Genomic DNA, 23,864 nt, shown 5'->3' with positions numbered 1-23,864 from the left:
TCTTCTCTCCGGCCAGGGCGCGGCGCTCGTCGCCGGCGAAGAAATCGTCCTCGACCGCCTCGGCCTCGACGAGTTCGGCCAGGCCGACGCCGATCAGCCGGTAGGGCCGGCCCGTCGCCTCCTTGGCCAGGAGCTCACGGCCCACGGCGAACAGGGTCTTGGCGGTCTGGGTCGGCACCGGGATGGTGCGGCGGCGCGTATGGATGCGGAAATCGGTGGTCCGCAGCTTCAGGGTGACCACGCGGCCGGCCAGACCGTCGGCGCGGGCGTGACGGGCGACCTTCTCCGACAGCTCCGCCAGCACGTCCTCGAGATCGCCGAGCGCCGACAGGTCTTCGTTGAACGTCGTCTCGGCGCTGATGCCCTTGCGTTCCTCGCTGGGATTCACCGGGCGGCTGTCCTGGCCGTGCGCCAGACGCGAGAGGCGCAGACCATGGCTGCCGAACCGTTCCGCCAGCGCCTTGAGGTCGGCGCGGGCCAGATCGCCGACGGTGCGGAACCCGGCCTTGTCCAGGCTGGCGACCATGGCGGGCCCGACGCCAGGCAGGATGCCGACGGGCTTTGGGGCCAGGAACGCCTGGGCCTCGGAGCCGATCACTGAAAAGCCGCGAGGCTTGTCGAGGTCAGAGGCGACCTTGGCCAGGAACTTGTTGGGCGCGAGCCCTATCGAAACCGTAAGCCCCGTCTGCGCCTCGATGCGCGCCTGTAGCCTGGCGAGCGTGATCGCGGGCGGCGCGCCGTGCAGTCGCGTGGTGCCGGAAAGGTCCATCCACGCCTCGTCGAGGGAGAGGTTCTGGATGAGCGGGGTGAGCTGGCCTGCCATGCCCAGAATCTGGCGGCTCGCGGCCCGGTACTTGCTGAAGTCCGGCTTGATGACCACCGCCTCGGGGCAGAGCTGCAGCGCCTTGAACATCGGCATCGCCGAACGCACGCCCTTGATGCGGGCGATGTAGCAGCAGGTGGTGACCACGCCGCGCTTGCCGCCGCCGACGATCACTGCCTGGTCGCGAAGCTCCGGCCGGTCGCGCTTCTCCACGGAGGCGTAGAAGGCGTCGCAGTCCATGTGGGCGATGGCCAGGTCGCCCAGCTCTTCGTGCGCCACGATCCGGGGCGAGGCGCAGGCCGGGCAGCGCCGGACCGGGTCTTCGCCGTGCCAGAAGCAGTCGCGGCAGAAGGCCTTCATGGCCCGGAGCCTTCCAAAGGCCAGAGCCACGCCGCGCCGCGAACGCCAGAGGAGTCGCCGTGGACGGCCTTGCGGACCGGCGTCGTGAACACGTTGGAGAAGGTATAGAGCCCGATCGTGTCGGGGACCCGCTCGTATAGCGCCTCCACATTGGACATGCCGCCGCCCAGGACGATCACGTCGGGATCGAGGATGTCGCCGATGACCGCCAGGCCGCGGGCCAGCCGATCCACATAGTCGTCCAGAGAGGCGACGGCCGCAGGCTCCTCGGCCATGGCGGCGGCCGCGATCTGGCGGGCGTCTTCGCCGGTCCCGTGCGCTCGGGCGAATCCGGGGCCGCTGATCCAGTTCTCCAGGCAATTCAGCCGACCGCAGAAACATCCGGGCCCCGGAAGTTCGTCCGGCCGCGGCCAGGGCAGGGGCGTGTGACCCCATTCGCCGGCGATGCCGTTGTGTCCGGCGATCACCCGCCGCCCGACCGTTAGCCCTGCGCCGCAGCCGGTGCCGAGGATCACGCCGAAGACCACGTCGAAGTCGGCGCCCGCGCCATCCGTCGCCTCCGACAGGGCCAGGCAGTTGGCGTCGTTGGCCAGCCGCACCGGCCGGCCCAGCACCCGCTCAAGGTCCGGCTGCAACGGCTGGCCGTTGAGGTGCGTGGTGTTGGCGTTGCGAACCAGGCCGGTGACCGGCGAGGGAGACCCGGGAATACCCACTCCGATGCTGGCGCCCGCTACACCCGCCTGCCGCTCGGCTTCGGCGATCAGGTCGCGCACGGTCTCGAGACTGGCCTCATAGCTTCCCGGCGAGGCCGCGCGCACGCGCGCCTGGAAGCGGCCCTGCGCATCCAGCGCCGCCGCCTCGATCTTGGTGCCGCCGAAGTCAACGCCGATCCGGATCATCCGGCGTTGGTACACCTCTCCCGTTCTCCCGCTGAAGCGAAGACTTCGGGCCCGTGGACACCGCACCCCGAGGCGCTAGGTTGCGCGCCATGAAACCTTCGCAGAACCTGCTGGCGCTCGGCGCCGCGCTCGCTGTCGCGGCCTCCGCCGCCATGGCGCAGACACCCTCCGCCCAGGACCTCGCCAACACCTATCCTCCGGGGCTCGACTTGGCCGGCATGGACAAGGCGGTGAAGCCTGGCGACGACTTCTTCCGCTACGCCAACGGCCACTGGCTCGCGACGACCGAGATCCCGCCGGACCGCTCGGGCTGGGGCATTGGCGCGGACCTGACCGAGCTCACCAACCGCCGCACGCAGGACCTGATCCAGACTGCCGCCAAGGCCGCGCCGGGAACCGAGGCGCGCAAGATCGGCGACTACTACGCGAGCTACCTGGACGAGGCGAAGATCGAGTCCCTAGGCCTGAAGCCGCTGCAGCCGACGCTCAGCCGCATCGCCGCCATCAAGGACAAGAAGGCTCTGGCCGGCGAATTTGGGCGCGAGCTGCGCGCTGACGTCGACGCGCTCAACTCCACCAACTTCTACACCGACCACCTGTTCGGGCTGTGGGTCGAGCAGGACCTCAACGACACCCGGCGCTACGCGCCCTATCTGCTGCAGGGCGGTCTCGGCATGCCCGACCGCGACTACTACCTGTCGGCCACCCCGCGGATGGAAAAGATCCGCGCGGCCTATAAGGCCCACATCGCCAAGGTGCTGGAACTCGCCGGTCACAAGGACGCGCAGGCCGAGGCGCAGGCGGTCTACGATCTGGAGCTCAAGATCGCTCAGGCCCATGCGCCGCGGGTGGAGTCCGAGGACGTGCTGAAGGCCAACAATCCCTGGACGCGGACCGACTTCGCCAGGAAAGCGCCGGGCCTCGACTGGACGGCCTTCTTCACCGCCGCCGGGCTGGAGAAGCGGCCGCGGTTCATCGTCTGGCACCCCAAGGCCACGGCGGGCGAAAGCGCGCTGGTGGCCAGCCAGCCGCTTGGCGTCTGGAAAAGCTACCTGGCCTACCAGCAGATCAACCACTACTCCGGCGTCCTGCCCAAAGCCTTCTCCGACGAGCGGTTCGCCTTCTACGGCACGACTCTCTCCGGCACGCCGCAGCAGCAGGCGCGCTGGAAGCGGGCGGTGAACTCCACCAACAACGCACTGGGCATGGCAGTCGGAAAACTCTACGCGGCCAAATACTTCCCGCCGGAATCGAAGGCCAAGGTGCAGGCCATGGTTGGCGACCTGATCGCCGCATTCCGGGTCCGCATCGAAAAGCTCGACTGGATGGCGCCAGCCACCAAGAAGGAGGCGGAGCGCAAGCTTTCGACCCTCAAGGTGGGCGTCGGCTACCCCGACCACTGGATCGACTATTCGACGCTGAAGATCGTGCCCGGCGACGCGCTCGGCAACGCCCAGCGGGCCGAGCTCTTCGAGTACCGCCGCAACCTCGCCAAGTTCGGCAAGCCGGTGGACCGCGGCGAATGGGCGATGACGCCGCAGCTGGTCAACGCGGTGAATCTCCCGGTGCGCAATGCGCTGAACTTCCCGGCCGCGATCCTGCAGGCACCCTATTTCGATCCGCGCAATCCGGTGGCGATGAACCTGGGGGCGACCGGGGCCACCATCGGCCACGAGATCAGCCACAGCTTTGACGACCAGGGCGCCATGTTCAACGCCGACGGGGCGCTGAAGAACTGGTGGACACCCTCGGACCTCGCCCACTTCCAAGCTTCGGGCAAGGCGCTGGCCGAGCAATATTCCAAGTACCATCCGTTCCCGGACCTGGCGCTGAACGGCGAGCAGATCCTGTCGGAGAACATCGCCGATATCGCCGGGCTCAACGCCGCCTATGACGCCTATCGTTTGGCCAACGCAGGCAAGGAGGGCCCCGCCCAGCAGGGCTTCAGCGGCGACCAGCAGTTCTTCTTGGCCTTCTCGCAGAGCTGGCGGGAGACCCGGCGCGAGGCGGCCCTGCGCCAGGCGATCGTCACCGACGGCCACGCGCCGGAGGAGTACCGCGCCGACACGGTCCGCAACATGGACGCCTGGTACGCGGCCTTCGGCGCCAGGCTCGGCGAAAAGCTCTACCTGGCCCCCGCCGAGCGGGTGCGGATCTGGTGAGCTGGCGTCAGGCCGGGACCCCGGCCTTCGCCAGGTTGGCCTTGGGGATGACCGCGCGGAACGGAGCGGTCTTGCCCTTGTCGCGGGCCAGCTCGGCCCAGGCGAGCGCGAAGGCGCTTGGTGAGCGGGGCTCATTGGCGGCGGCCGCGAAGCGCACCGTGCGCGCCGCCAGCGCCGCGGAGAGCGGCGCCCAGAGTTCGAGGTCTTCCTCCGGCGGCTCCGCGCCGGGGTTAAGCCGCCTTGCGGCCGCCAAGACCGCGGGACTGGCGCTGCGCACCTCGACGTTCGCGCCGGCCGGCGCAGCCGTCACGGCCGCAACCAAGGCTGAGAGCGCGATACGCTCGGCTGCGACGCTGCGGTCCCCGCCCGCCGCCCCCAGCCGAGAACTGCCTTCGCTGAGGACATAGGCCCAGCCGCCGGCGCGGTGCGCCGCCTGGTGAGAGATTTCGATCCAGATCTGGATGTTGATGGACATGGGCGTGCCCTAGCACCTCAGGGCCGGTGAGGAACAGCCGCTCGCGCCCGCATCTCCGGGCAAGGATGTTGCGTTGCGCCCAGGTGGGGTAGTGATGAGCCCTTCGCACGGAGTCGGTTTCCCGATGATCCCCGCCGCCAAGACCACTGCGCCCGACACCCACGCGCCCGCCCCAGTGACCTCGGCCTTGGACCTGATCGGCCGCACACCGGTGCTGGAGCTGACCGGCATGTTCGATTGCGGTCCGTGCCGCCTCTTCACAAAGCTGGAGAGCGCCAATCCCGGCGGTTCGATCAAGGACCGTATCGCGCGCACCATGATCGAAGCCGCGGAAGCAGACGGCCGGCTGAAGCCCGGCGGCGTGATCATCGAGGCCACGGCGGGCAACACGGGCCTCGGCCTGGCCCAGGTGGGCATCCTGAAGGGCTACAAGCTGGTGCTGGTGGTGCCGGACAAGATGGCCCGCGAGAAGATCCAGCACCTGCGCGGCCTGGGCGTCGACGTCCGCATCACCCGCAGCGACGTGGGCAAGGGCCATCCGGACTACTATCAGGACATCGCCCAGCGGCTCGCCTCGGACATGCCGGGCGCGGTCTACATGAACCAGTTCTGCAACCCCGCGAACCCCAAGGCCCACGAGACCACCACCGGGCCGGAGCTGTTCGAACAGCTTGAGGGCGACGTGGACGCCATCGTCGTGGGCGTCGGCTCAGGCGGCACGCTCACCGGACTGGGCCACTATTTCCGGCGCGTCAGCCCCAAGACCGAAATGATCCTGGCCGACCCGGCCGGCTCGGTGCTCGAACCGCTGGTCAACCGCAACGAGAAGGTCGAGGCCGGCTCCTGGATCGTCGAGGGCATCGGCGAGGACTTCGTGCCCGACAACTGCGACCTGTCGCTGCTCAAGAAGGGCGCCGCCTATTCGGTGACCGACCGCGAGAGCGTCAACGCCGCCCGCGACCTGCTGTCGAGGGCCGGCGTCCTGGGCGGCTCGTCCAGCGGCACCCTGCTGGCGGCGGCGCTGCGCTACTGCCAGGCCCAGACGACGCCCAAGCGGGTGGCGACCTTCGTTTGCGACAGCGGCAACAAGTACCTGTCCAAGGTCTTCAACGACCATTGGCTGGCCGACCAGGGGCTTACGGACCGGCCGATCACTGGGGCGCTGCGCGACCTCGTCGCCCGCAACGCCCAGCAGGGCGGCGCGGAGACCGTGGGTCCCGACGATACGCTCGACACCGCCTACAAGCGCATGCGCACCGCCGACGTCAGCCAGCTGCCGGTGCTGGACGACGGCCGGCTGATCGGCCTGCTCGACGAGAGCGATCTGCTGGCCGCGGTCGAGGGCGGGCCCGATCGGTTCAGCGATCGCGTCGCCACCGCTATGGTGGCCAAGCTCAACACCCTGCAGGCGCACGAGCCTCTGGACGCGCTGATCCCCATCTTCGAACGCGATGAGGTGGCCATCGTGCTCGACGGGCGCGAGTTCCTGGGCCTGATCACCCGGGTCGACCTGATCAACCACCTGCGCCGCGCCTGACGCGGGCTGCGGCAAAACCGGAGATCCCATGACCGACGGTTCCAATCGGCTGGCGTTCGAGACGCGCGCCATCCATGCCGGCCAGCATCCGGATCCGTCGACCGGGGCGGTCATGGTCCCGATCTACGCCACCTCGACCTACGCCCAGGAAAGCCCCGGCGTGCACAAGGGCTTCGAATATTCCCGCAGCCACAATCCGACCCGCTTCGCCTTCGAACGCTGCGTGGCCGACCTGGAGAGCGGGGTGAAGGGCTACGCCTTCGCCTCCGGCCTGGCCGCCATCGCCACGATCCTCGACATGCTGGCGGCCGGCGACCACGTCATCGCCTCGTCCGACCTCTACGGCGGCAGTTTCCGTCTGTTCGACAAGGTGCGCTCCAAGTCGGCCGGCCTGACGTTCAGCTTCGTGGACCTGGCCGATGTGGCCGCTGTCGAGGCCGCCATCGGGCCCAAGACCCGGCTGATCTGGGTCGAGACGCCGACCAACCCCATGCTGCGACTGGCCGACCTCGATGCGCTCGCCGCGCTGGCCAAGCGGTGCGGCGTGATGATCGCCGCCGACAACACCTTCGCCAGTCCCTACTGCCAGCGGCCGCTGGAACACGGCTTCGATCTGGTGATGCACTCGACCACCAAGTACCTGAACGGCCACTCCGACGTGGTGGGCGGCATCGTTGTGGCGGGCGCCGAGGGCGAGGTCGCCGACCGGATGACCTTCCTGCAGAACGCCGTGGGCGCCGTGGCGGGCCCCTTCGACAGCTTCCTGGCCTTGCGCGGCGTGAAGACGCTCGCCCTGCGCATGGAGCGCCACTGCGCCAACGCCGCCGCCATCGCCGAACGCCTCGAAAAGCATCCGGCGGTGGAGAAGGTGATCTACCCCGGCCTCAAATCCCATCCGCAGCACGATCTCGCCAAGCGCCAGATGCATGGCTTCGGCGGCATGATCACCGTGATCCTCAAGGGCGATCTCGCCGCAGCCCGGCGGATGCTGGAGCGCACCGAGCTCTTCACCCTGGCCGAGAGCCTGGGCGGGGTCGAAAGCCTGATCGAGCATCCGGCGATCATGACCCACGCCTCGATCCCGCCGCACGTCCGCGAGGAGCTGGGCATCTCCGACGCCCTGGTCCGCCTCTCCGTCGGCGTCGAAAACGTCGGCGACCTGATCACCGACCTGGAGCGGGCGCTCAGCTGATCGCCGCCTCGATCGCCTCGCCCAGCTCGCGCCAGTCGTCGATGCGCGGGTGACGTTCGGAGCGTGGCGCCAGCGGGCGCAGGCGCAGGTCGGCCACGTGCTGAAAGGTCGCGGTCCGCGGCGAATGTTCGGCCACCGAGTCGAGGTTGGGGAGCAGGTCGTCGATGAAGGCGCTCTTGGCGTTGGTCTGGGCCACCAGGCCGGCGGTGATCGGGCCTTTGGGACCGCTCGACAGGATCAGCACCGGCGGCAGGCCGTGGCGTTTCAGCCATTCGCCGCGCAGGCGTTCGGCCTCGGCGGGGGCGTTGGAGAGGATCAGAAGCTCCGCCCGGGGTTTCAGCCTGCGCAACGCCGCCACCGCGCCGGGCGCCGGTTCGATCTCGCCGCAGCCGGTGCGGAAGAACTCGTCGAACAGTTTACGGCCCTCGACGATGTCCAGGTGCTCGCTGGCGCCCGGCTGGAACAGGTTCTGGAACAGGGCGAAGCGCTCGAACCGCAGCTCATAGCCCCGCTCGGCCACGAAGGCCCCGAAGCCCTTCATGAACAGACCCAGCACCTCGTCAACATCGACGATCACCAGCGGCCGGTCCCTCGCCAGGCCCAGGCTTTCCAGCGTCGGGACGCTCAACTTGGCGGAGGCCTCAGCCACCCGATCTCCTTAGGCTAACGAAGTTTAAGGATATCCATGGGATGTACAGGTGAGGGTGGGGAATTCCGCGCTGCGCGGCATCCACGAAAACAGAGCCGGGTCCTAAATGGCCAAGAAGGTCCTCATCGTCGAGGATAACGAGCTGAACATGAAGCTGTTTCATGATCTGCTCGACGCCCAGGGCTACGAGACGCTGCAGACCCGTGAGGGTCTCCAGGCGTTGGCGCTGGCCCGTGAGCATCGCCCCGACCTGATCCTAATGGATATCCAGCTGCCGGAGATCTCCGGCCTGGAGGTCACCAAGTGGCTGAAGGAAGACGAGGAGCTCGCCTGGATTCCGGTGGTGGCGGTCACCGCCTTCGCCATGAAGGGCGACGAGGAGCGGATCCGGGAGGGCGGCTGCGAGGCCTACATCTCAAAGCCCATCTCGGTCGTACATTTCCTTGAAACTATCCGTCGCCTGATGGGCTGACCCATGACTGCGCGTATCCTGGTGGTTGACGATATCGAGGCCAATGTTCGCCTGCTACAGGCGAAGCTCGAGGCCGAGTACTATGAGGTGCTGACCGCGCCGGACGGCCCGACCGCGCTGGCCATCGCCGCCTCCGAGAAGCCCGACATCGTCCTGCTGGACGTGATGATGCCCGGCATGGACGGCTTCACCGTCTGCCGGCGGCTGAAGGACGACGTCGAGACCCGCCATATCCCGGTGGTCCTTCTGACCGCGCTGGACGGGCGCGCCGACCGCGTGGCGGGGCTGGAGGCCGGCGCCGACGACTTCCTGACCAAGCCCATCGACGACGTCCTGCTGTTCGCCCGTGTGCGCAGCCTGACCCGGCTGAAGTCGGTGATTGACGAACTGCGCCAGCGCGAAGCCTCGGGCCGGCGCATGGGCGTGATCGCCGGCGTCGCTTCGCGACTCGGCGGGACGGGCGGGCGCATCCTTATCGTCGACGACCATGCCCGCCAGGCCGAACGGGTCTGCGCCGAGCTGGCGATCGAGCATCGCCCGGTGGTCGAGAGCAGCCCTGAGAACGCCCTGCTGGCCGCCCGCGGCCCCGTCGACCTGATCATCGTCAATACGGCGGCCAAGGGCTTCGACGGCCTGCGCTTCGCCGCGCAGATCCGTTCGGACGAGATCACCCGCAACATCCCGATCCTGGCCATCGTCGACTTCGACGAGCGTCCGCGGCTGGTGAAGGCGCTGGAAATCGGCGTCAACGACGTGCTGCCGCGGCCGATCGATCCGCAGGAGATGGCCGCGCGGGTGAAGACCCAGATCCGCCGCAAGCGCTACACCGATTACCTGCGCGAGAACCTCGACCTGTCGCTGGAGCTGGCGGTCACCGACCAGCTCACCGGCCTGCACAACCGCCGCTACATGGAAAGCCAGCTCGACGCCCTGGTGCGCCGCGCGGTGGTCGGCGGCGGCGATCCGGTGGCCCTGCTGGTCATCGACATCGACCACTTCAAGAAAATCAACGACAGCTTCGGTCACGGGGTCGGCGACGAGGTGCTGCGCGAGTTCGCCGTGCGCCTGGCCTCCAACGTGCGCGCCATCGATCTGCCGGTCCGCTTCGGCGGCGAGGAGTTCGTTGTGGTGATGCCGGAGACCGAACTGATGGATGCGCACCGGATCGCCGAGCGCATCCGCCTGCATGTGGCCGGCTCGCCCTTCCGGGTGCTGGATGGCGAGGAGCTGCTGACCGTCACCATCTCCATCGGCGTGGCCGCCAGCCTGCCCACCGACAACCAGGCCAAGCTGATCCGCCGCGCCGACGAGGCCATGTACGAGGCCAAGGCGCATGGCCGAAACCGCGTCATCGCCAAGGCGGCCTAGTAGGCGCCTGCCCAGGCCTTTGGATAGATCGTCTGCGTCAGGGCCAGTCGCGGCGTCTCCAGCACATTATCGGACAGACCGTGCAAGGCGTGCGGGTGCATCAGGAAGACGTCGCCCGGCTCGCCGGTGATCTCCTCGACCTGCAGCGGGACGCCGTTTGCGAGCGTCGGCAAGCCCATGAACCTGGCAATGCGGTCCTCGCCCTCGCTCGGCGGGGACATCAGGTCGGCGAACCAGGCGTGGTCGCGCACGAGGGCCTGGCGCACCTCCAGGGAGCTCATTCGGCCGCCGCGTCGCGCGGCGAGGGCCTCGACGACCCGATGCGAGCCGGTCGCCACCAGGGTGGCGCCGCCCTGCGGTCGGATCGGCGCAAGCAGAACAAACACGCGGCCCACCATGAGGCCGGGATGCCTGGGCTCGGGCGTCAGGTCGAGGTGCCAGATCTTGTGAGGCAGCACCCAGGGGCCGACCTTGGTCGGGAAAGCCACCAGCGGCAGGCCCCAGCCGCCGGGGTCGGTCCAGGCGTCGGCGCCGATCAGGCTGTCCACGACCGCCCGCAGTTCTGGCGTCGCCATGGCGTTGAACGCTCCGGTCTTCTGGAACGCCCCGAACTGCGCCGGCCGCTCCTTGCGCCAACTGGCCGGATCTCCCCGGCGGATGTCGTGCTTGCGCGCCAGCTCGCGCCAGAGCCGATCGGCCATGGCCTCGGCGGTGTCGCGCGCGATCAGGCCGTCAAGCCGCACGAGTCCATGCTCGTCGAAGCGGCGGCGCTGATCGGGCGATAGTCCCTGCAACTGGATGCCTCCCTGCGGGAGCGCCCGAAACGAAAAACGCCCGGGGCTGACCCGGGCGTTTTCGCTGCAAATCCGTGGAGTGCGATGGCTACTTGATCTTGCCTTCGCGGAATTCCACGTGTTTGCGCACGACCGGATCGTACTTCTTCATGACCAGCTTGTCGGTCTTGGTGCGGGCGTTCTTCTTGGTGACGTAGAAGAAGCCGGTGTCCGCCGAGGAGTTCAGGCGGATCTTGATGGAGGCGGGCTTCGCCATGGCATGTCCTTGGGCGGGGCCGGACGGCCATTCTTGAGGAAGGGGGCCGGCGGCGGGTGTTCGAAGAGCCGCGGAAAATACGAATCCGCGGCCTAAAGTCAATGGTGAGCTGACGCATCGCCTGTCGCGCTCACCATTGGTTCTTGCCGTCGACCACCACCACCGGCACGACCTGCAGGTCGAAATCGTCGAACAGATGGGCGCTGACGCCCACCTTGAGCTTGCTGAAGTCGGCCTGGCCGGTCGACCAGTCGGGCGACAGGCTGAAGGTCCCGCAGCCGCAGATCTGGCAATAGTGGTGCGCCACGGTCCTGGTCTGCCAGCGGTAGGTGGCGTCCTGGTCCGGCCCCAGGACGCGGAATTGGTCGGGCGTGTAGTAGGCCCACAGCACCCCGCGCTTCGAGCAGAAGGAGCAGGTGCAGCGGGTCACCGTCTCCGGCGCCGCATCGCATTCGAACTTTGTCGCCCCGCAGTGGCAGCTGCCCTGAATGGCCATGGCGTGTCTCCCTTTGACGCCTTCTTCCACGGCCATGCTGACAGCCGTGTGTCGGCAGTCAGGCCCTAGAGCCGATCGGGCCGCATGGCGCCCTGGCGAAAGCGCATGAAGGGCTTGGGTCGGCTGGGATCTTCCATCCGCAGGACAGCCTCCTTCAGCATCATGCGGGTGACGGTGGGCAGCGGCAGGGTCTGGGCCTCGTCGAAGTCGACCCAGGCGATCTCTTCCAGCTCGCCGCAGTCGGGCTGGCGGTCGAGGCTCATCAGCCGCCCGGCGTCGGCCAGCAGGAACCAGGTGTCGAAGCGCTTGCCGACGCTGGGCGGGGTGATGGCGCGGGCGATCACGTCCACGGCGGCGAGGTCGGCCAGCGCGCCCTGGGCGGTGAAATCGCGCCAGGGGCCGACGGCTGGGCGCACGGGCGAGGGCTGGGCCAGCAGCAGGCCCGTCTCCTCCCAGGTCTCACGCACGGCCGCGGCGGCGAGCGCGCGTCCGCGCCCGGCGGGCAGGTAGGCGTCGAACAGGGCGGCGACCTCGGGCTTCATTTCGGTGGCGGCCGGGGCGCGGTAGTCGGACCGGTCGATCCGCCCGCCGGGGAATACCCAGCGGTCCGGCATGAAGCTGTGGCCCGAATGCCGCTTGCCCATCAGCACGCGCGGCTTCTTGGCGTCGCGGCGGACGATCATCACCGTGGCGGCGTTCTTCGGGCGCACGGCGCGGGCGCCGGGGACCCGCGGCGGGCCCTCGGGCTTGCGGAAGACGGTCTCAGGTTCACTCATCAAACAACTGTATGGCCAGCGCCGGGGCGGAGGGAAGGGCGCCTTCGCGGAAGCCGGCCAGCCGCGCCATCATGCCACTGGGTGGGGGAAGACGATCATGAGCGACAGCGGCGACAGCAATGTCACCAAGTACGAAACGATCGACGAGCGGTTGCTGAACCGGGTGATCTTCTTCACCGACGCGGTCTTCGCCATCGTCATGACCCTGATGATCCTCGACCTCAGGCCGCCGACGTTCACGAGCCCGGCCGGCAATCAAGACGCGCTGCAGAGCATGGTCAGCCACTTCTTCGCGCTGATCATGAGTTTCCTGGTGATCGCGGTGTTCTGGATCGCACACCTGGCGACGACGCGGCGTCTGCGCCGTTTCGACTGGCTGACGGCGGTCGCCAACCTGGTCTTCATGTTCCCGGTCTGCCTGATCCCGTTCGCCACAGCCTGGTGGGGACGTGACCTCAACGCGCCGTTTCCCTGGGGGATGTACTGCGGGATCATGATGGCCAGCTCACTGGGAAACCTGGCCCTGGTCCTGGCCGTCACGCGGGACCGCGGCCGGCTGATGGGCGGCATCACCGGGCGCGAACGCCTCTACCGGGCCGCGCGCGCCATCAGCCCTGGGGTCGCCTTCGGCGCTGGCATGGTGCTGTTGTTCATTGGCCATCTGCACCTGTCACAGTTCAGCTTCGTGCTGATCCCGGTGCAGATCATCGTCTACGGCCGGCTCCTGAAGCCGAAGCCGAAGCCGGCCCAGGCCAGCCGCCTGGCCTAGCGCCGCGGCCCGCCCTTCTTGCCGGCGCGGATGTTCTTCGGCCGGCCTTGAGGCCCGCGCTTCGGGCCCCTGAAGCCGCCAGGCGGCTTGGGGCCGCCGCTTCCGGGACGATTGTCGCCGCGCGCCCGCATGCCGAGCCTCGGCCGCGGGGCCGTCGGATCCGGGGCGGCCGGCTCGCTGACCATGCCGAAGAGCAGGCCGCCGGTTATCGGGGTGGCTTCCACCAGCTTGACCGTCACCGGCATGCCCAGGGGCCAGCGCGCGCCGGTGCGTTCGCCCACCAGGGCGTGGGAGCGGTCGTCGTGGACGAAGTATTCGCCGCCGAGCTTCGACACCGGCACGAGGCCGTCCGCGCCGGTCTCGTCCAGCCGCACGAACAGGCCAAAGCGGGTGACGCCGGTGATCCGGCCGGGGAACTCCGCGCCGACGCGATCGGCCAGGAACGCGGCCACATAGCGGTCGGTGGCGTCGCGCTCGGCGGCCATGGCCCGGCGCTCGGCGAAGGTGATGCTCTCGGCGGTGTCCTTCATCTTCTGGATGTCGCGGTCCGAAAGACCGTCGGCGCCCAGACCCAGGGCTGAAATCAGCCCGCGGTGGACGATCAGGTCGGCGTAGCGGCGGATCGGCGAGGTGAAGTGGGCGTACTTGGCCAGGTTCAGGCCGAAGTGGCCGATGTTCTCCGTCGAATAGATCGCCTGCATCTGGGTGCGCAGGACCACCTCATTGACGATGTCGCCGTTGGGCGTGCCCCGCGTTTCGTCCAGCAGCTTGTTGAACCGGTCGGTGCGCGGCGCCTCGCCCTTCGACCAGGCGATGTCGAGCGTCTGCAGGAAGTCGACCAGGGCCTGGACCTTCTCGGCGCTCGGCGTGTCGTGGATGCGGTAGATCAGCGGTATGCGCTTGGCTTCCAGCGTCTCGGCGGCCGAGACGTTGGCCTGGATCATCATCTCCTCGATCAGCTTGTGGGCTTCGAGGCTGGCGCGCGGCGTGATCGAGGCGACCTCGCCCTCGCGATCGATGACGATGCGGCGCTCGGCGCTTTCGATGGCCAGGGGCGAGCGGATGTCGCGGCCCTTCTTCAGCACCGCGTAGGCCGCGTAGAGCGGCTGGATGATCGATTTGGCGATCGGGCCGGTCTTGTCGTCGGGCTGGCCGTCGGCGCAGGCCTGGGCCTGTTCGTAGGACAGCTTGGCGGCCGAGCGCATCAGGCCGCGGACGAACTTGTGGCTGCGTTTGCGGCCGTCGGCGCCGAAGACCATGCGCACGGCCATGCAGGCGCGGTTCTCGCCCTCACGCAGGCTGCAGAGGCCGTTGGACAGCACTTCCGGCAGCATGGGCTCCACGCGGTCGGGGAAATAGACGCTGTTGGCCTTCTCGCGCGCCGTCTCGTCGAGGGCCGAGTTGGGCCGCACATAGGCCGCGACATCGGCGATGGCCACCCAGACGATCCAGCCGCCGGGGTTCTTCGGGTCGTCGTCAGGCTGCGCATAGACGGCGTCGTCATGGTCGCGGGCGTCAGCCGGGTCGATGGTGATGAAGGGGACGTCGCGCAGGTCCTCGCGTCCGGCCAGGGTCGGTGGCTGGGCGGCCTCGGCCTCCGCCTCCGCGACGGGGGAGAAGCCGGTCGGGATGCCGTGCGCGTAGATCGCCAGCAGGGAGGCCGAGCGCGGCTCGTCCTCGCGTCCGATGACCTCCAGGAGCTTGCCGCGCTTGGGGCCGTAGCGGGTTTCCGCCGTGGTCGCCTGGGCCAGCACCAGGTCGCCGTCGCGCAGTTCCTGCGCCTGGGGATCGGTGAGCAGCAGGCTGTCCTTGGAGCGGCGGTCCACCGGCTCGACCCGCACCTCGCGGTGGCTCTTGCGGATGACGCCCAGGATGCGCTGGCCGCCGGCGCCGAGCGCCTTGATGAGCCGCGCCTCGTGTTCACCGTTCTCCAGCGTGACGAAGCGGACCAGCAGGCGGTCGCCGATGCCCGGCGCGGGGCCGGTGTCGTCCTTGCGGCTGGCGGCCAGGACCACCAGCGGGGCGTCCTCGCCCTTGGTCAGTTTGACGTAGAGTTCGCCGTCGGCGTCGCGCTCGATCACGTCGACGACGCCGACTTCGGGCAGGGCGCCCACCTCGGCGAAGCCGCGGCGGCCGCGCTTGGCCAAGGCGCCGTCCTCCTGCAGGGTCTGCAGCATCTGGCGCAGCGCCCGGCGCTCTTCGCCCTTCAGGCCGAAGACCTTGGCCAGCGTCGCCTTGTCGGTCTCGCCGCCTTCGCGGATGTATTTCAACAGGGTGTCGCGGTCGGGGATGCCCCGCGGCGGGCGAGGTGCGGATTTGGGAGTGGATTTGGCGGCCGTGGGGGCCGCAGCACCGCTGGCAGGCTTGCCGGCGCGGTTGTTCTGGAAACGTGAGCCCTTAGGGGCGCGAGTCTTAGGCATAAGGGGTGCTTAGCACCTTTCGTAGGTGGTCTTGAGGATTGGAATGGGGTGCGCGAACCCCTGCGCGGCTCTTGTTGATTTTCGGAGCAGGGCGGTCGTCGCGGCCGGTCGGCCAGCGATGCGCAGGGCGTATATAGGCGCTCGGGGTTAAGAATGCACCCCTGGCGTCGTCAGGCCTCGCTTAGGAACGCCGCCATGGCCGGGATCGCGGTACGGTCCTGGATCATGAACATGTGGCCGCCGTCGAAGAACGTCAGCTCCGCGCCCGGAATGCGGGCGGCCATCTTCTCCTGGGTGGCCGGGAGCGCGATGCCATCATAGCGGCCAGCGGCGATCAGGGTCGGGCAGGCGATCCCAGGCAACCGGTCCCAGGTGTCGTGATCCTTGCGGGCGGCCAACTGGCGGCGCGCGCCCATGACGTGGCCGGGCTCGTCGGCATAGGGGTCGGCCGCGCCCATGGCGACGAAGAGCCTGTGCTGGTCCGGATGCGCCGCCGCCCAGGGCTCGTCACGGCGCGTGTCGCTGATCGGGATCATGTGCCTGGCGCGTGCTTCGCCCGTCAGGTGCTCGATCTCGTGGAACGGGAAGGATGCGCCGCCGGCCCCGCCGGGCGAGGTGCAGGCCAGCACCAGGCGCTTCACCCGCATGGGATGCCGCAGCGCCAACTCCTGGGCCACCATCCCGCCGAACGAAGCGCCGATCACCAGGGCCTCGTTCCAGCCCTGGTCGGCCATCAGCGCCGCCGCGTCGTCGGCGTAGTCGGCCATGGAATAGGGGACGTCCGGCTTCTCGGTCTGGCCGAGCCCGCGCTGGTCGTAGGCCAGGAGGTCAAAGCTCTTCGCCAGCGGCCCGTCGAAGACGTTCGGCTTCATCCGCAGGTCACCGCCGGTGCCGGAGATGAACAGCAGGGGAGGGCCCGCTCCGGCGCGCTCGAAGTAGATGCGGACCCCGTTGGCCTGAGCGTAAGCCATCAAATCCCCCGAAAGAGGCTAGGCCGAGGCCGCCTTCTTCGCCGCCGGCTTCTTCTTGGCCGCTGTCTTCTTCGCCGGCGCCTTCTTGGCCGCCGCGGCCTTGGGCGCCGCCTTGGCCTTCGCCGCCCTGGCCGGCTTCTTCTTGCCGCTGGAGGGTTTGGCCGCGCGTTCGGCCAACAGCAGGACCGCCTGCTCCAGCGTCACGTTCTGCGGATCCGTGCCGCGGGGCACGTTGGCGTTGACGGCGCCGTGCTTGATGTAAGGGCCGTAGCGGCCGGACAGCACCTTGACCGGCGCGCCGTCCGCTGGATGGGCGCCCAGGTCCTTCAGCGCCGCCGTCTCGCCGCGTCCGGGCCGGCCGCCGGCGCGCTTCTGCGCCAGGAGGTCGACGGCGCGGTTCAGGCCCACCTCGAACACCTCGTCGGCGCCGGTCAGGTTGGCGTAGGTGCCGGCGTGCAGCACGAAGGGCCCGAAGCGGCCGATGCCGGCGAGGATCGGCTGGTTGTCCTCCGGGTGCAGCCCCACCTCGCGCGGCAGGCGCAGCAGGCGCAGGCCCTTTTCCAGGTCCATGTCGGGCGCCGACCAGCCCTTTGGCAGGCTGGACCGCTTGGGCTTCTCGCCCTCGCCAAGCTGGACGTAGGCGCCGAAGCGGCCGGACTTCAGGAAGACGGTCAGGCCGGTGTCAGGATCGACCCCCAGCTCGCGGTCGCCGGAGGGGCTGTCGCCGTCCTCGGCCTCAGATATCGGCCGGGTGTAGCGGCATTCGGGATAGTTCGAGCAGCCGACGAAAGGCCCAAAGCGGCTGGTCTTCAGGCTGAGCCGGCCGGCGTTGCAGGTCGGGCAGGTGCGCGGGTCGGAGCCATCGGTCTTCGGCGGATAGAGGAAGGTCGCGAGCGCGCCGTCCAACGCGTCCAGCACCTCGCGGGTCGAGACCTTCAGCACTTCCTCGGTCTTCGGATGGAAGTCGGTCCAGAACTCCCGAAGCAGCACCTTCCAGTCCAGCTCGCCGGCCGAGACCAGGTCGAGCTTCTCCTCCAGAGCGGCGGTGAAGTCGTACTCCACGTAGCGAAGGAAGAACTCCTCGAGGAAGATAGTGACCAGGCGGCCCTTGTCCTCCGGAATGAAGCGGTTCTTGTCCATCCGCACATATTCGCGGTCGCGCAGCACCGTAAGGACCGAGGCGTAGGTGGAGGGGCGCCCGATGCCGAGCTCCTCCATCTTCTTTACCAGGCTGGCTTCCGAATAGCGGGGCGGCGGCTCGGTGAAGTGCTGGTCGGCGCGGGCGGCCAGCGTCTTGGCGGCGGCGCCTTGCGTCACCTGCGGCAGCTTGGAGACAGCCTCTTCCTCAGGGTCGTCGCGGCCCTCCTCGTAGACGGCCAGATAGCCGTCGAAGAGCGTCACGTCGCCGGAGGCGCGCAGCGCCGTCTTCCCGTCGCTCGACTCCAGGTCGATGGTCGTGCGCTCGATTCGGGCGCTTTCCATCTGCGAGGCGATCATCCGCTTCCAGATCAGCTCGTAGAGCCGGCCGAGATCGGGATCGAGCCGGAGCTTGCCGGGGTTTCGCGCCAGGCTGGTCGGGCGGATCGCCTCGTGCGCCTCCTGGGCGTTCTTGGCCTTGGTGGAATAGATCCTGGGCTTGTCCGGCACGTAGTCGCGGCCATAGAGCCCGCCGATCACCGTCCGGGCCTCGTCCAGCGCCTCGGGCGCGGTCTGCACGCCGTCGGTCCGCATGTAGGTGATCAGGCCCACGGTCTCGCCGCCGATGTCGACCCCTTCATAGAGCCGCTGCGCCGCCTGCATGGTGCGCTGGGCGTTGAAGCCGAGCTTGCGCGAGGCTTCCTGCTGCAGGGTCGAGGTGGTGAAGGGCGGCGGCGGTGAGCGCTTGGCCGGGCGTTTTTCCACCGCGGAGATGGTCAGGGTCGCCGCCTTGACCGCGTCCCGGGCGGCGAAGGCCGAGGTCTCGTTGGCCAGGTCGAACTTGGTGAGGCGCTTGCCCTCGTGCTTGGTCAGACGCGCCAGGAACGGATCGCCGCCGGCTGAGACGTCGGCCTCCACGGTCCAGTATTCCTGGGTCCGGAACAGCTCGATCTCGATCTCGCGATCGACGACCAGGCGCAGCGCCACCGACTGCACGCGGCCGGCCGAGCGCGAGCCAGGCAGCTTGCGCCACAGCACGGGCGAGAGGGTGAAGCCCACCAGATAGTCCAGCGCGCGGCGGGCCAGGTAGGCGTCCACCAGTTCCATGTCGATGTCGCGGGGCGCCAGCATGGCCTCGGTGACCGCCGACTTGGTGATGGCGTTGAACACCACCCGCTGGACGATCTGGCCCTTGATGACCTTCTTCTTCTGCAAGACCTCCAGCACGTGCCAGGAAATCGCCTCGCCCTCGCGGTCGGGGTCGGTGGCCAGGATGATCTTGTCGGCGCCCTTGGCGGCCGCGATGATCTCGTTCAGCGGCTTGGTGGAGCGCGCGCCCACTTCCCAGGTCATGGCGAAGTCTTCGTCGGGGCGGACGGATCCGTCCTTCTCGACCAGATCGCGGACGTGCCCGACGCTCGCCAGGACCTTGTAGTCCGAGCCCAGGTACTTGTTGATGGTCTTGGCCTTGGCCGGGCTCTCGACGACGACGAGGTTCATGCGTGGGGGGTTCTGGCGTTCCGCTGCGGTCGGCCCAGCGTCCGGGCCGCCTAAAGGACGCGGAAAGTGGGGGCGGCGCCTAGGGGCTGTCAACGCCCCTTGCGAGGCCGGTCCGCTGAGCCCCCTAAAGGGGCTCCTTTTTTCGTGAGGCCGGTACGAATAGGCCGGCGCCCTTGCGGAGCGCCGGCCCGGCCGTCACGTCAGACGTGTGTCGGTTATTGGCCGGCGGGCGCCGGCGGGCGGCGCGGCATCTTCGACATGGCGTCCTTGCAGGGCGCGCTGATCTTGTCGGCGCTGTCGCGCAGGCACATCATCGCCTCGCGGCCAGTCTTGCCGTCGCAGAGGGTCTTCATGTCGGACGAGCAGGCTTGCATCATCGCTTGACGGGCGGCCTGCATTTCGGGCGAGGGGGCTTGGCCGCCGCCCGGCGGTTGGGCGATGGCGGCGCCGGCGACGGCCAGCGCGGCGAGGGTGACGGCGATCCTGAGCTTCATAGAGATAGTCTCCGACTTGGTTTTTGAGTCTTCATCCTAGACCCGGTCCCTACCCGTATTATTTCCGCGCCTTGCGGTGAGATTGCGGCGTTAGCCGACGAGGCCATGCCCCCGGCGACAGCCCACAACGCCCGGCCAACGCCAATTCCATCGGCTCCGCGATGACCGCGCCGCTCGGCCTCGAAGAGTTCACTCATGCTTTCGATGAGCCGCTCCTGTCGTCGCCGTCTTCGTCGGCCTAGCTTTCAAGCTTCGGGCCGCCGTTGTGACCGAGGTTGTCCGCTGGCGGTTGCGCCGTCTTGGATCCGCCAATGCGCGGCTCATCGCCCTTCAACAGGCGGCGGATGTTGGCCTCATGGCGGATGTAAACCAGCAGGGCCATGCCCGCGGCCAGGATCGTCACAGGCAGGGGTCGGTGGAACAGCAGCGCTGAATAGGCGACGCCAAGCGCCACGGCCGTGAGCGCCGCCAGGGAGGAGTAGCGGAACAGGGCCGCCATTGCGATCCAGGTTGCGCCCGCCAGGAGGCCGACCGGCCACGCCGCCGCGATCAGGGTTCCGAAGTAGGTCGCCACGCCCTTGCCGCCCTTGAAGCCGAGCCAGACCGGGAACAGGTGGCCCACGAAGGCTGCGCCGCCCGCCAGCGCGGTGAGCGTCGCCTGCGTTTCATCGCTGGCGCCGCGCGTCGCCAGCCAGGCCATGAGCACAGCCATCGCCCCCTTGCCGCCATCGCCCAGCAGGGTCAGCGCCGCCAGGCCACGCCGGCCGCTCCGCAGCACATTGGTCGCCCCAATGTTCCCAGAGCCGATGGCGCGCGGATCGCCGGCGCCGGCGGCCTTCATGACGATGACCCCGAAGGGGATCGAGCCCAGGAGGTAGCCGCCGACGACGGCGGCGGCGATCTGGATGGTCGTGAGGCCTTCGAACATAGACGCTCTCCCGAAGCCCGGGAGTCGTACCCCGGCTGCCTTGCCGGCGCCTAGACCTCGGCGGCGAAGGTCGCCTTCAGGGCCGCAATGGCCGCTTCGTTGCGGCGGTAGAAGGTCCACTGCTTGATCCGCTTGGGGATCACCAGTTCAGCCTGGGTCAGGACGCGCATGTGCTCGCTGAGCGTCGGCTGGCTGACCCCCAGTTTCTCGGCGATCAGCAGGCCACAGACCCCGTCGTCCACGAGGTCGCCGTCGACCTGCGGGCGGAAATGGGCGCGGGGATCCTTCAGCCACTCCAGGATCAGGAGACGGCGGTCGTTTCCGAGCGCCTTCAGGGCGTCGACGATAGGCATATTGCCAAATGGCTAAGTCCCAATACGATGCCCTCTGCTTAGAGGGAGCCGCGATCGTGGACAAGCCGAACGACCGCTACGACATCGACACCGAGGTGATGTTCGCCGCCGGCGAGCACATGGACGTGGCCGCCGCGGCCGCCGCCGTGCAGCCGTGGTGGAACCGTACGCTCACCGCCGTGAACGACGCCGTCGTCCGCCTGGGCGTCCTGGAGGGCGACTTTCACTGGCACAAGCATGACGGGGAAGACGAGTTCTTCTACGTCGTCGAGGGTCATCTGGACATCGAACTGGAGGACCGGATGGTCAGCCTGGCGCCGGGGCAGGGCGTCACCATCCCGCGCGGCGTCATGCACTTCCCCCACGCCCGGGGCCGCACGGTGGTGCTGATGGTTGAAAAATCCGGGGTGATTCCGACCGGCGACTGAACCCGTGTCGCCTTGCCGTAGCGTCGTGGCTTCCTTCGGCGCCCTGTCTTCGCCTATGTGACGTCTTAAGGCCGCGGCAGACGGTCGTCGGCGCGATGTTGCGCAGCATAGTAGAGGGTAGGATGCACTACGCGGAACTGAATCAGGCCTGGGCTGATCTCACGGCGCCGGGGGCGCCCTTCGAGGTCGGCGAGATCGAGGTGCGCGGCGCCAGATTGCACAGCTTCAAGAACGTGCCGCCCAGTGTCCGTGCGCTGTGGCTCTCCACGGCCGCCTTCGGGCCCCGCGACTACCTGGTCTATGGCGACGAGCGGATCACCTACGCCCAGGCGCACGCCCAAGTCGCCTCGATCGCCAACTGGATGCTGGGTGTAGGCGTGAAGCCGGGCGACCGGATCGCCATCGCCATGCGCAACTATCCGGAATGGATGCTGATCTACTGGGCCGCCGTCTGCCTGGGCGTCGCGGTGGTCGGCATGAACGCCTGGTGGACCTCCGCCGAGATGGCCTATGGCCTCAGCGACGCCAAGCCCAAGGTGCTGTTCGCCGACGGCGAGCGGATCGTGCGTCTGGCCGAGCAGCCAGCCATGCTGGGCGAGGCGGTGTTGGTGGCGGCGCGCGCCGAGACCCTGCCCGCGAACGCCGTGGCGTGGGCCGACGTGATCGCCTTCGGCGGCGATCTGCCGGCCGTCGAGGTCGATCCCGACGCTGACGCCTGCATCTTCTACACCTCCGGCACCACCGGCTTCCCGAAGGGCGCTCAGCTGACCCACCGGGGCTGCGTGACCAACCTGATGAACATGGTGTTCTCCGGCCAGGTGCAGAACCTGGCCACGGCCCGCGCCACCGGCGTGGCCATCGACCCGAATGCGCCGCCGCCGATCCCGGTGACCCTGATCACCACGCCGCTGTTCCACGTCACCGCCAACAACTGCGCGGCCTACGTGACCACCGCGGCGGGCGGCAAGATGGTGCTGATGTACCGGTGGGACGCCACGACGGCCCTGGAACTGATCGACCGCGAGCGGGTCAGCGCGGTCAGCGGCGTGCCGGTGATGTCGCGCGAGCTGGTCACCCATCCGGACTTCGCCAAGTACGACACCTCCAGCCTGCTCACCGTCGGCGGCGGCGGCGCCCAGCTGCAGCCGGATCTGGTCGCCAAGATCGACTCGACCGTCGCCACCGCCCGGCCCAACACCGGCTACGGCATGACCGAGACCTGCGGGATCATCACCGCGGTGGCTGGCGACTTCTTCGTCGACAAGCCGGCGAGCTGCGGACGCGCCATGCCCACCTTCGAGGTCAAGATCGTCGGCGACGACGGCGAGGCCTTGGGGCCGGGCCAGCCCGGCGAGCTGTGGGTCAAGGGCGCAGCGGTGATCAAGGGCTACATCAACCGCCCGGAAGCGACGGCGGAATCGATCACCGAGGGCTGGCTGCACACCGGCGACGTGGCCTACATCGACGAGGACCAGTTCATCTTCCTGGTCGACCGCAAGAAGGACATGGTCCTGCGCGGCGGCGAGAACATCTACTGCGCCGAGGTCGAGGCGGTGATCCACCAGCACGCGGGCGTCGCCGAATGCAGCGTTTTCGGCGTCCACGACGATCGGCTGGGCGAAGAAGTCGGCGCTGCGGTGGTCATGCGGCCAGGCCAGGCGGTGAGCGCCGCCGAACTGCGCGAGCACTGCGCGGCGATCATGGCCCGCCACAAGATCCCTCGCTACATCTGGATCCTCGACGCGCCCCTGCCGCGCAACGCCAGCGGCAAATTCCTCAAGCGCGAGCTTCGCGAAGGCTTGCAGACCACGGCGGCCCACTGACCGACCGGCCGCCGCTTCAGGGCATCGTCTCGATCCGCCGCACGGTCGAGACCGCCGCGCCCATGGGTGTGTTGTCCCGGGCGGCGAGGAGCGAGCGGCTGAGGTCGGGCGCGAAGACCGCCAGCGCGATGACGAAGCCGCAGGCGGTCCCGCCCAGCATCAGCTTCAGGGCGACGAAATAGGCCCGCAGGCGCGGCGCGCCCACGCGCACGTGAAACCACTGGCCCTCGGCGGCCAGATACCAGAGGCCGCCCGCCAGGCCGATCAGCGTCCCGCTGAGCTCCCAGGGCGGCTCCGGCACCCGCAGCATGTCGAAGCAGAGGGATGTCGTCAGCGCCAGCGGACCGGCCAGGTAGCACTGCAGGAAGAACGGCCGGCGCAGGGTCGTGCGGTCAACCGCGACGCCCTGGCGCACCAGCGTGCCGCGCGCCATCAGCAGCGGATAGAGGCTGAAGGTCACCGAACGGAAGATCAGCAGGCGCGCATCGGACGAGAAAATGTCCTTGGCCAGCGGCGAGCTGAACTTCCGCACGCCCAGGTGCATGCTGACTTCGAAGATATGGGCGATCAGCACGCACATCATCAGGAAGAGCGGCGGGCTGATCAGGTTGGTGAACTGCCGCTCCAGGCCTTCGCCCAGCTCGGCGTCCGCCTCGGCCGCAAGCGTCATCGGCCGCGTGATCACCCGCCAAAAGGTGCGCGGGAAGAACAGCAGCCAGGTCATCGCCTCGTAGAGGAATTCTTCCAGCGATCGGACGAGCTGCAGGATGTCCATCGACGCC

The 23,864-nt window shown here is 68.6% G+C and carries 23 protein-coding genes; 8 read left to right on the top strand and 15 right to left on the bottom strand.

What is annotated here, in order from left to right:
• Positions 1 to 1,183: DNA polymerase IV (locus tag E8A12_RS13150; RefSeq protein WP_293369400.1), on the bottom strand; the 1,183-nt coding region annotated here is incomplete at its 3' end.
• Positions 1,180 to 2,082, bottom strand: a complete 903-nt coding sequence (locus tag E8A12_RS13145) for an ROK family protein (RefSeq protein ID WP_293369404.1) — start codon at positions 2,080 to 2,082, stop codon at positions 1,180 to 1,182. The genes E8A12_RS13150 and E8A12_RS13145, both read right to left, overlap by 4 nt.
• An 89-nt stretch (positions 2,083 to 2,171) precedes the next feature.
• Here E8A12_RS13145 and E8A12_RS13140 point away from each other — a divergent pair, with 89 nt between their 5' ends.
• Positions 2,172 to 4,244 (top strand): M13 family metallopeptidase, encoded by a 2,073-nt coding sequence (locus tag E8A12_RS13140; RefSeq protein ID WP_293369398.1) that lies wholly within the window; start codon positions 2,172 to 2,174, stop codon positions 4,242 to 4,244.
• Between the two features lie 7 nt (positions 4,245 to 4,251).
• Here the strand turns inward: E8A12_RS13140 and E8A12_RS13135 are convergent, their stop codons facing one another.
• Positions 4,252 to 4,719 carry a hypothetical protein gene (locus E8A12_RS13135; protein WP_293369396.1) on the bottom strand — a complete coding sequence of 156 codons (468 nt, stop codon included), beginning with the start codon at positions 4,717 to 4,719 and terminating at the stop codon, positions 4,252 to 4,254.
• Between the two features lie 124 nt (positions 4,720 to 4,843).
• Here E8A12_RS13135 and E8A12_RS13130 point away from each other — a divergent pair, with 124 nt between their 5' ends.
• On the top strand, positions 4,844 to 6,256 hold the full coding sequence (locus tag E8A12_RS13130; RefSeq protein WP_293369402.1) for a pyridoxal-phosphate dependent enzyme: 1,413 nt from the start codon (positions 4,844 to 4,846) through the stop codon (positions 6,254 to 6,256).
• Between the two features lie 28 nt (positions 6,257 to 6,284).
• Positions 6,285 to 7,448 (top strand): cystathionine gamma-synthase, encoded by a 1,164-nt coding sequence (locus E8A12_RS13125; protein ID WP_293369394.1) that lies wholly within the window; start codon positions 6,285 to 6,287, stop codon positions 7,446 to 7,448.
• Here the strand turns inward: E8A12_RS13125 and E8A12_RS13120 are convergent.
• On the bottom strand, positions 7,441 to 8,097 hold the full coding sequence (locus E8A12_RS13120; protein WP_293369392.1) for a hypothetical protein: 657 nt from the start codon (positions 8,095 to 8,097) through the stop codon (positions 7,441 to 7,443). The genes E8A12_RS13125 and E8A12_RS13120 overlap by 8 nt on opposite strands.
• A 106-nt stretch (positions 8,098 to 8,203) precedes the next feature.
• On the opposite strand from E8A12_RS13120, the gene E8A12_RS13115 reads away from it, so the two are divergent.
• Both E8A12_RS13115 and E8A12_RS13110 read left to right on the top strand, forming a co-directional pair.
• Positions 8,204 to 8,569, top strand: a complete 366-nt coding sequence (locus E8A12_RS13115; protein ID WP_293369390.1) for a response regulator — start codon at positions 8,204 to 8,206, stop codon at positions 8,567 to 8,569.
• Positions 8,570 to 8,572: 3 nt separating this feature from the next.
• Positions 8,573 to 9,937 carry a PleD family two-component system response regulator gene (locus tag E8A12_RS13110; RefSeq protein ID WP_293369388.1) on the top strand — a complete coding sequence of 455 codons (1,365 nt, stop codon included), beginning with the start codon at positions 8,573 to 8,575 and terminating at the stop codon, positions 9,935 to 9,937.
• Here E8A12_RS13110 and E8A12_RS13105 read toward each other — a convergent pair.
• From E8A12_RS13105 to E8A12_RS13090, 4 genes are all read right to left on the bottom strand, one after another.
• Positions 9,934 to 10,731, bottom strand: coding sequence for a phytanoyl-CoA dioxygenase family protein (locus tag E8A12_RS13105; protein WP_293369386.1), 798 nt, complete (start codon positions 10,729 to 10,731; stop codon positions 9,934 to 9,936). The genes E8A12_RS13110 and E8A12_RS13105 overlap by 4 nt on opposite strands.
• A gap of 88 nt (positions 10,732 to 10,819) precedes the next feature.
• Positions 10,820 to 10,987, bottom strand: a complete 168-nt coding sequence (rpmG, locus tag E8A12_RS13100) for a 50S ribosomal protein L33 (RefSeq protein WP_111458827.1) — start codon at positions 10,985 to 10,987, stop codon at positions 10,820 to 10,822.
• A gap of 130 nt (positions 10,988 to 11,117) precedes the next feature.
• On the bottom strand, positions 11,118 to 11,483 hold the full coding sequence (locus E8A12_RS13095; protein ID WP_293369384.1) for a GFA family protein: 366 nt from the start codon (positions 11,481 to 11,483) through the stop codon (positions 11,118 to 11,120).
• Between the two features lie 65 nt (positions 11,484 to 11,548).
• A complete protein-coding gene (locus tag E8A12_RS13090) occupies positions 11,549 to 12,259 on the bottom strand; it encodes an NUDIX hydrolase (protein WP_293369382.1) in 711 nt (236 codons plus the stop codon).
• A 97-nt stretch (positions 12,260 to 12,356) separates the two neighbouring features.
• On the opposite strand from E8A12_RS13090, the gene E8A12_RS13085 reads away from it, so the two are divergent.
• Positions 12,357 to 13,028, top strand: a complete 672-nt coding sequence (locus tag E8A12_RS13085) for a TMEM175 family protein (RefSeq protein ID WP_293369380.1) — start codon at positions 12,357 to 12,359, stop codon at positions 13,026 to 13,028.
• Here E8A12_RS13085 and rnr read toward each other — a convergent pair.
• The 6 genes from rnr to E8A12_RS13055 form a co-directional block, all read right to left on the bottom strand.
• Complete coding sequence (gene rnr / locus E8A12_RS13080; protein WP_293369378.1) at positions 13,025 to 15,448, bottom strand: ribonuclease R; 2,424 nt, start codon at positions 15,446 to 15,448, stop codon at positions 13,025 to 13,027. The two genes, E8A12_RS13085 and rnr, sit on opposite strands and share 4 nt — an antisense overlap.
• 170 nt (positions 15,449 to 15,618) lie before the next feature.
• Positions 15,619 to 16,419, bottom strand: coding sequence for an alpha/beta fold hydrolase (locus E8A12_RS13075; protein ID WP_293369376.1), 801 nt, complete (start codon positions 16,417 to 16,419; stop codon positions 15,619 to 15,621).
• An 18-nt stretch (positions 16,420 to 16,437) separates the two neighbouring features.
• Positions 16,438 to 19,056 (bottom strand): type I DNA topoisomerase, encoded by a 2,619-nt coding sequence (topA, locus tag E8A12_RS13070; protein ID WP_293369374.1) that lies wholly within the window; start codon positions 19,054 to 19,056, stop codon positions 16,438 to 16,440.
• Between the two features lie 215 nt (positions 19,057 to 19,271).
• The gene (locus tag E8A12_RS13065; protein ID WP_293369372.1) at positions 19,272 to 19,550 is read right to left on the bottom strand and encodes a hypothetical protein; all 279 of its coding nucleotides are present in this window, start codon (positions 19,548 to 19,550) and stop codon (positions 19,272 to 19,274) included.
• Between the two features lie 238 nt (positions 19,551 to 19,788).
• The gene (gene plsY, locus E8A12_RS13060; RefSeq protein ID WP_293369370.1) at positions 19,789 to 20,478 is read right to left on the bottom strand and encodes a glycerol-3-phosphate 1-O-acyltransferase PlsY; all 690 of its coding nucleotides are present in this window, start codon (positions 20,476 to 20,478) and stop codon (positions 19,789 to 19,791) included.
• Positions 20,479 to 20,528: 50 nt separating this feature from the next.
• Positions 20,529 to 20,831, bottom strand: a complete 303-nt coding sequence (locus E8A12_RS13055; RefSeq protein WP_293369368.1) for an ArsR family transcriptional regulator — start codon at positions 20,829 to 20,831, stop codon at positions 20,529 to 20,531.
• 56 nt (positions 20,832 to 20,887) lie between these two features.
• Here E8A12_RS13055 and E8A12_RS13050 point away from each other — a divergent pair, with 56 nt between their 5' ends.
• Together E8A12_RS13050 and E8A12_RS13045 are read left to right on the top strand one after the other, a co-directional pair.
• Entirely contained in the window at positions 20,888 to 21,259 is a 372-nt protein-coding gene (locus tag E8A12_RS13050) for a cupin domain-containing protein (RefSeq protein ID WP_293369367.1), read from the top strand.
• 122 nt (positions 21,260 to 21,381) lie between these two features.
• Positions 21,382 to 23,082 (top strand): class I adenylate-forming enzyme family protein, encoded by a 1,701-nt coding sequence (locus tag E8A12_RS13045; RefSeq protein WP_293369365.1) that lies wholly within the window; start codon positions 21,382 to 21,384, stop codon positions 23,080 to 23,082.
• 16 nt (positions 23,083 to 23,098) lie between these two features.
• Here E8A12_RS13045 and E8A12_RS13040 read toward each other — a convergent pair.
• A partial coding sequence (locus tag E8A12_RS13040) for a hypothetical protein (RefSeq protein ID WP_293369363.1) occupies positions 23,099 to 23,864 on the bottom strand: 766 nt, incomplete at its 5' end.

Source organism: Phenylobacterium sp., from assembly GCF_004799395.1.
In the GTDB taxonomy this organism is placed as follows: domain Bacteria; phylum Pseudomonadota; class Alphaproteobacteria; order Caulobacterales; family Caulobacteraceae; genus Phenylobacterium.
This window is presented reverse-complemented; position numbering and strand designations above follow the sequence as displayed.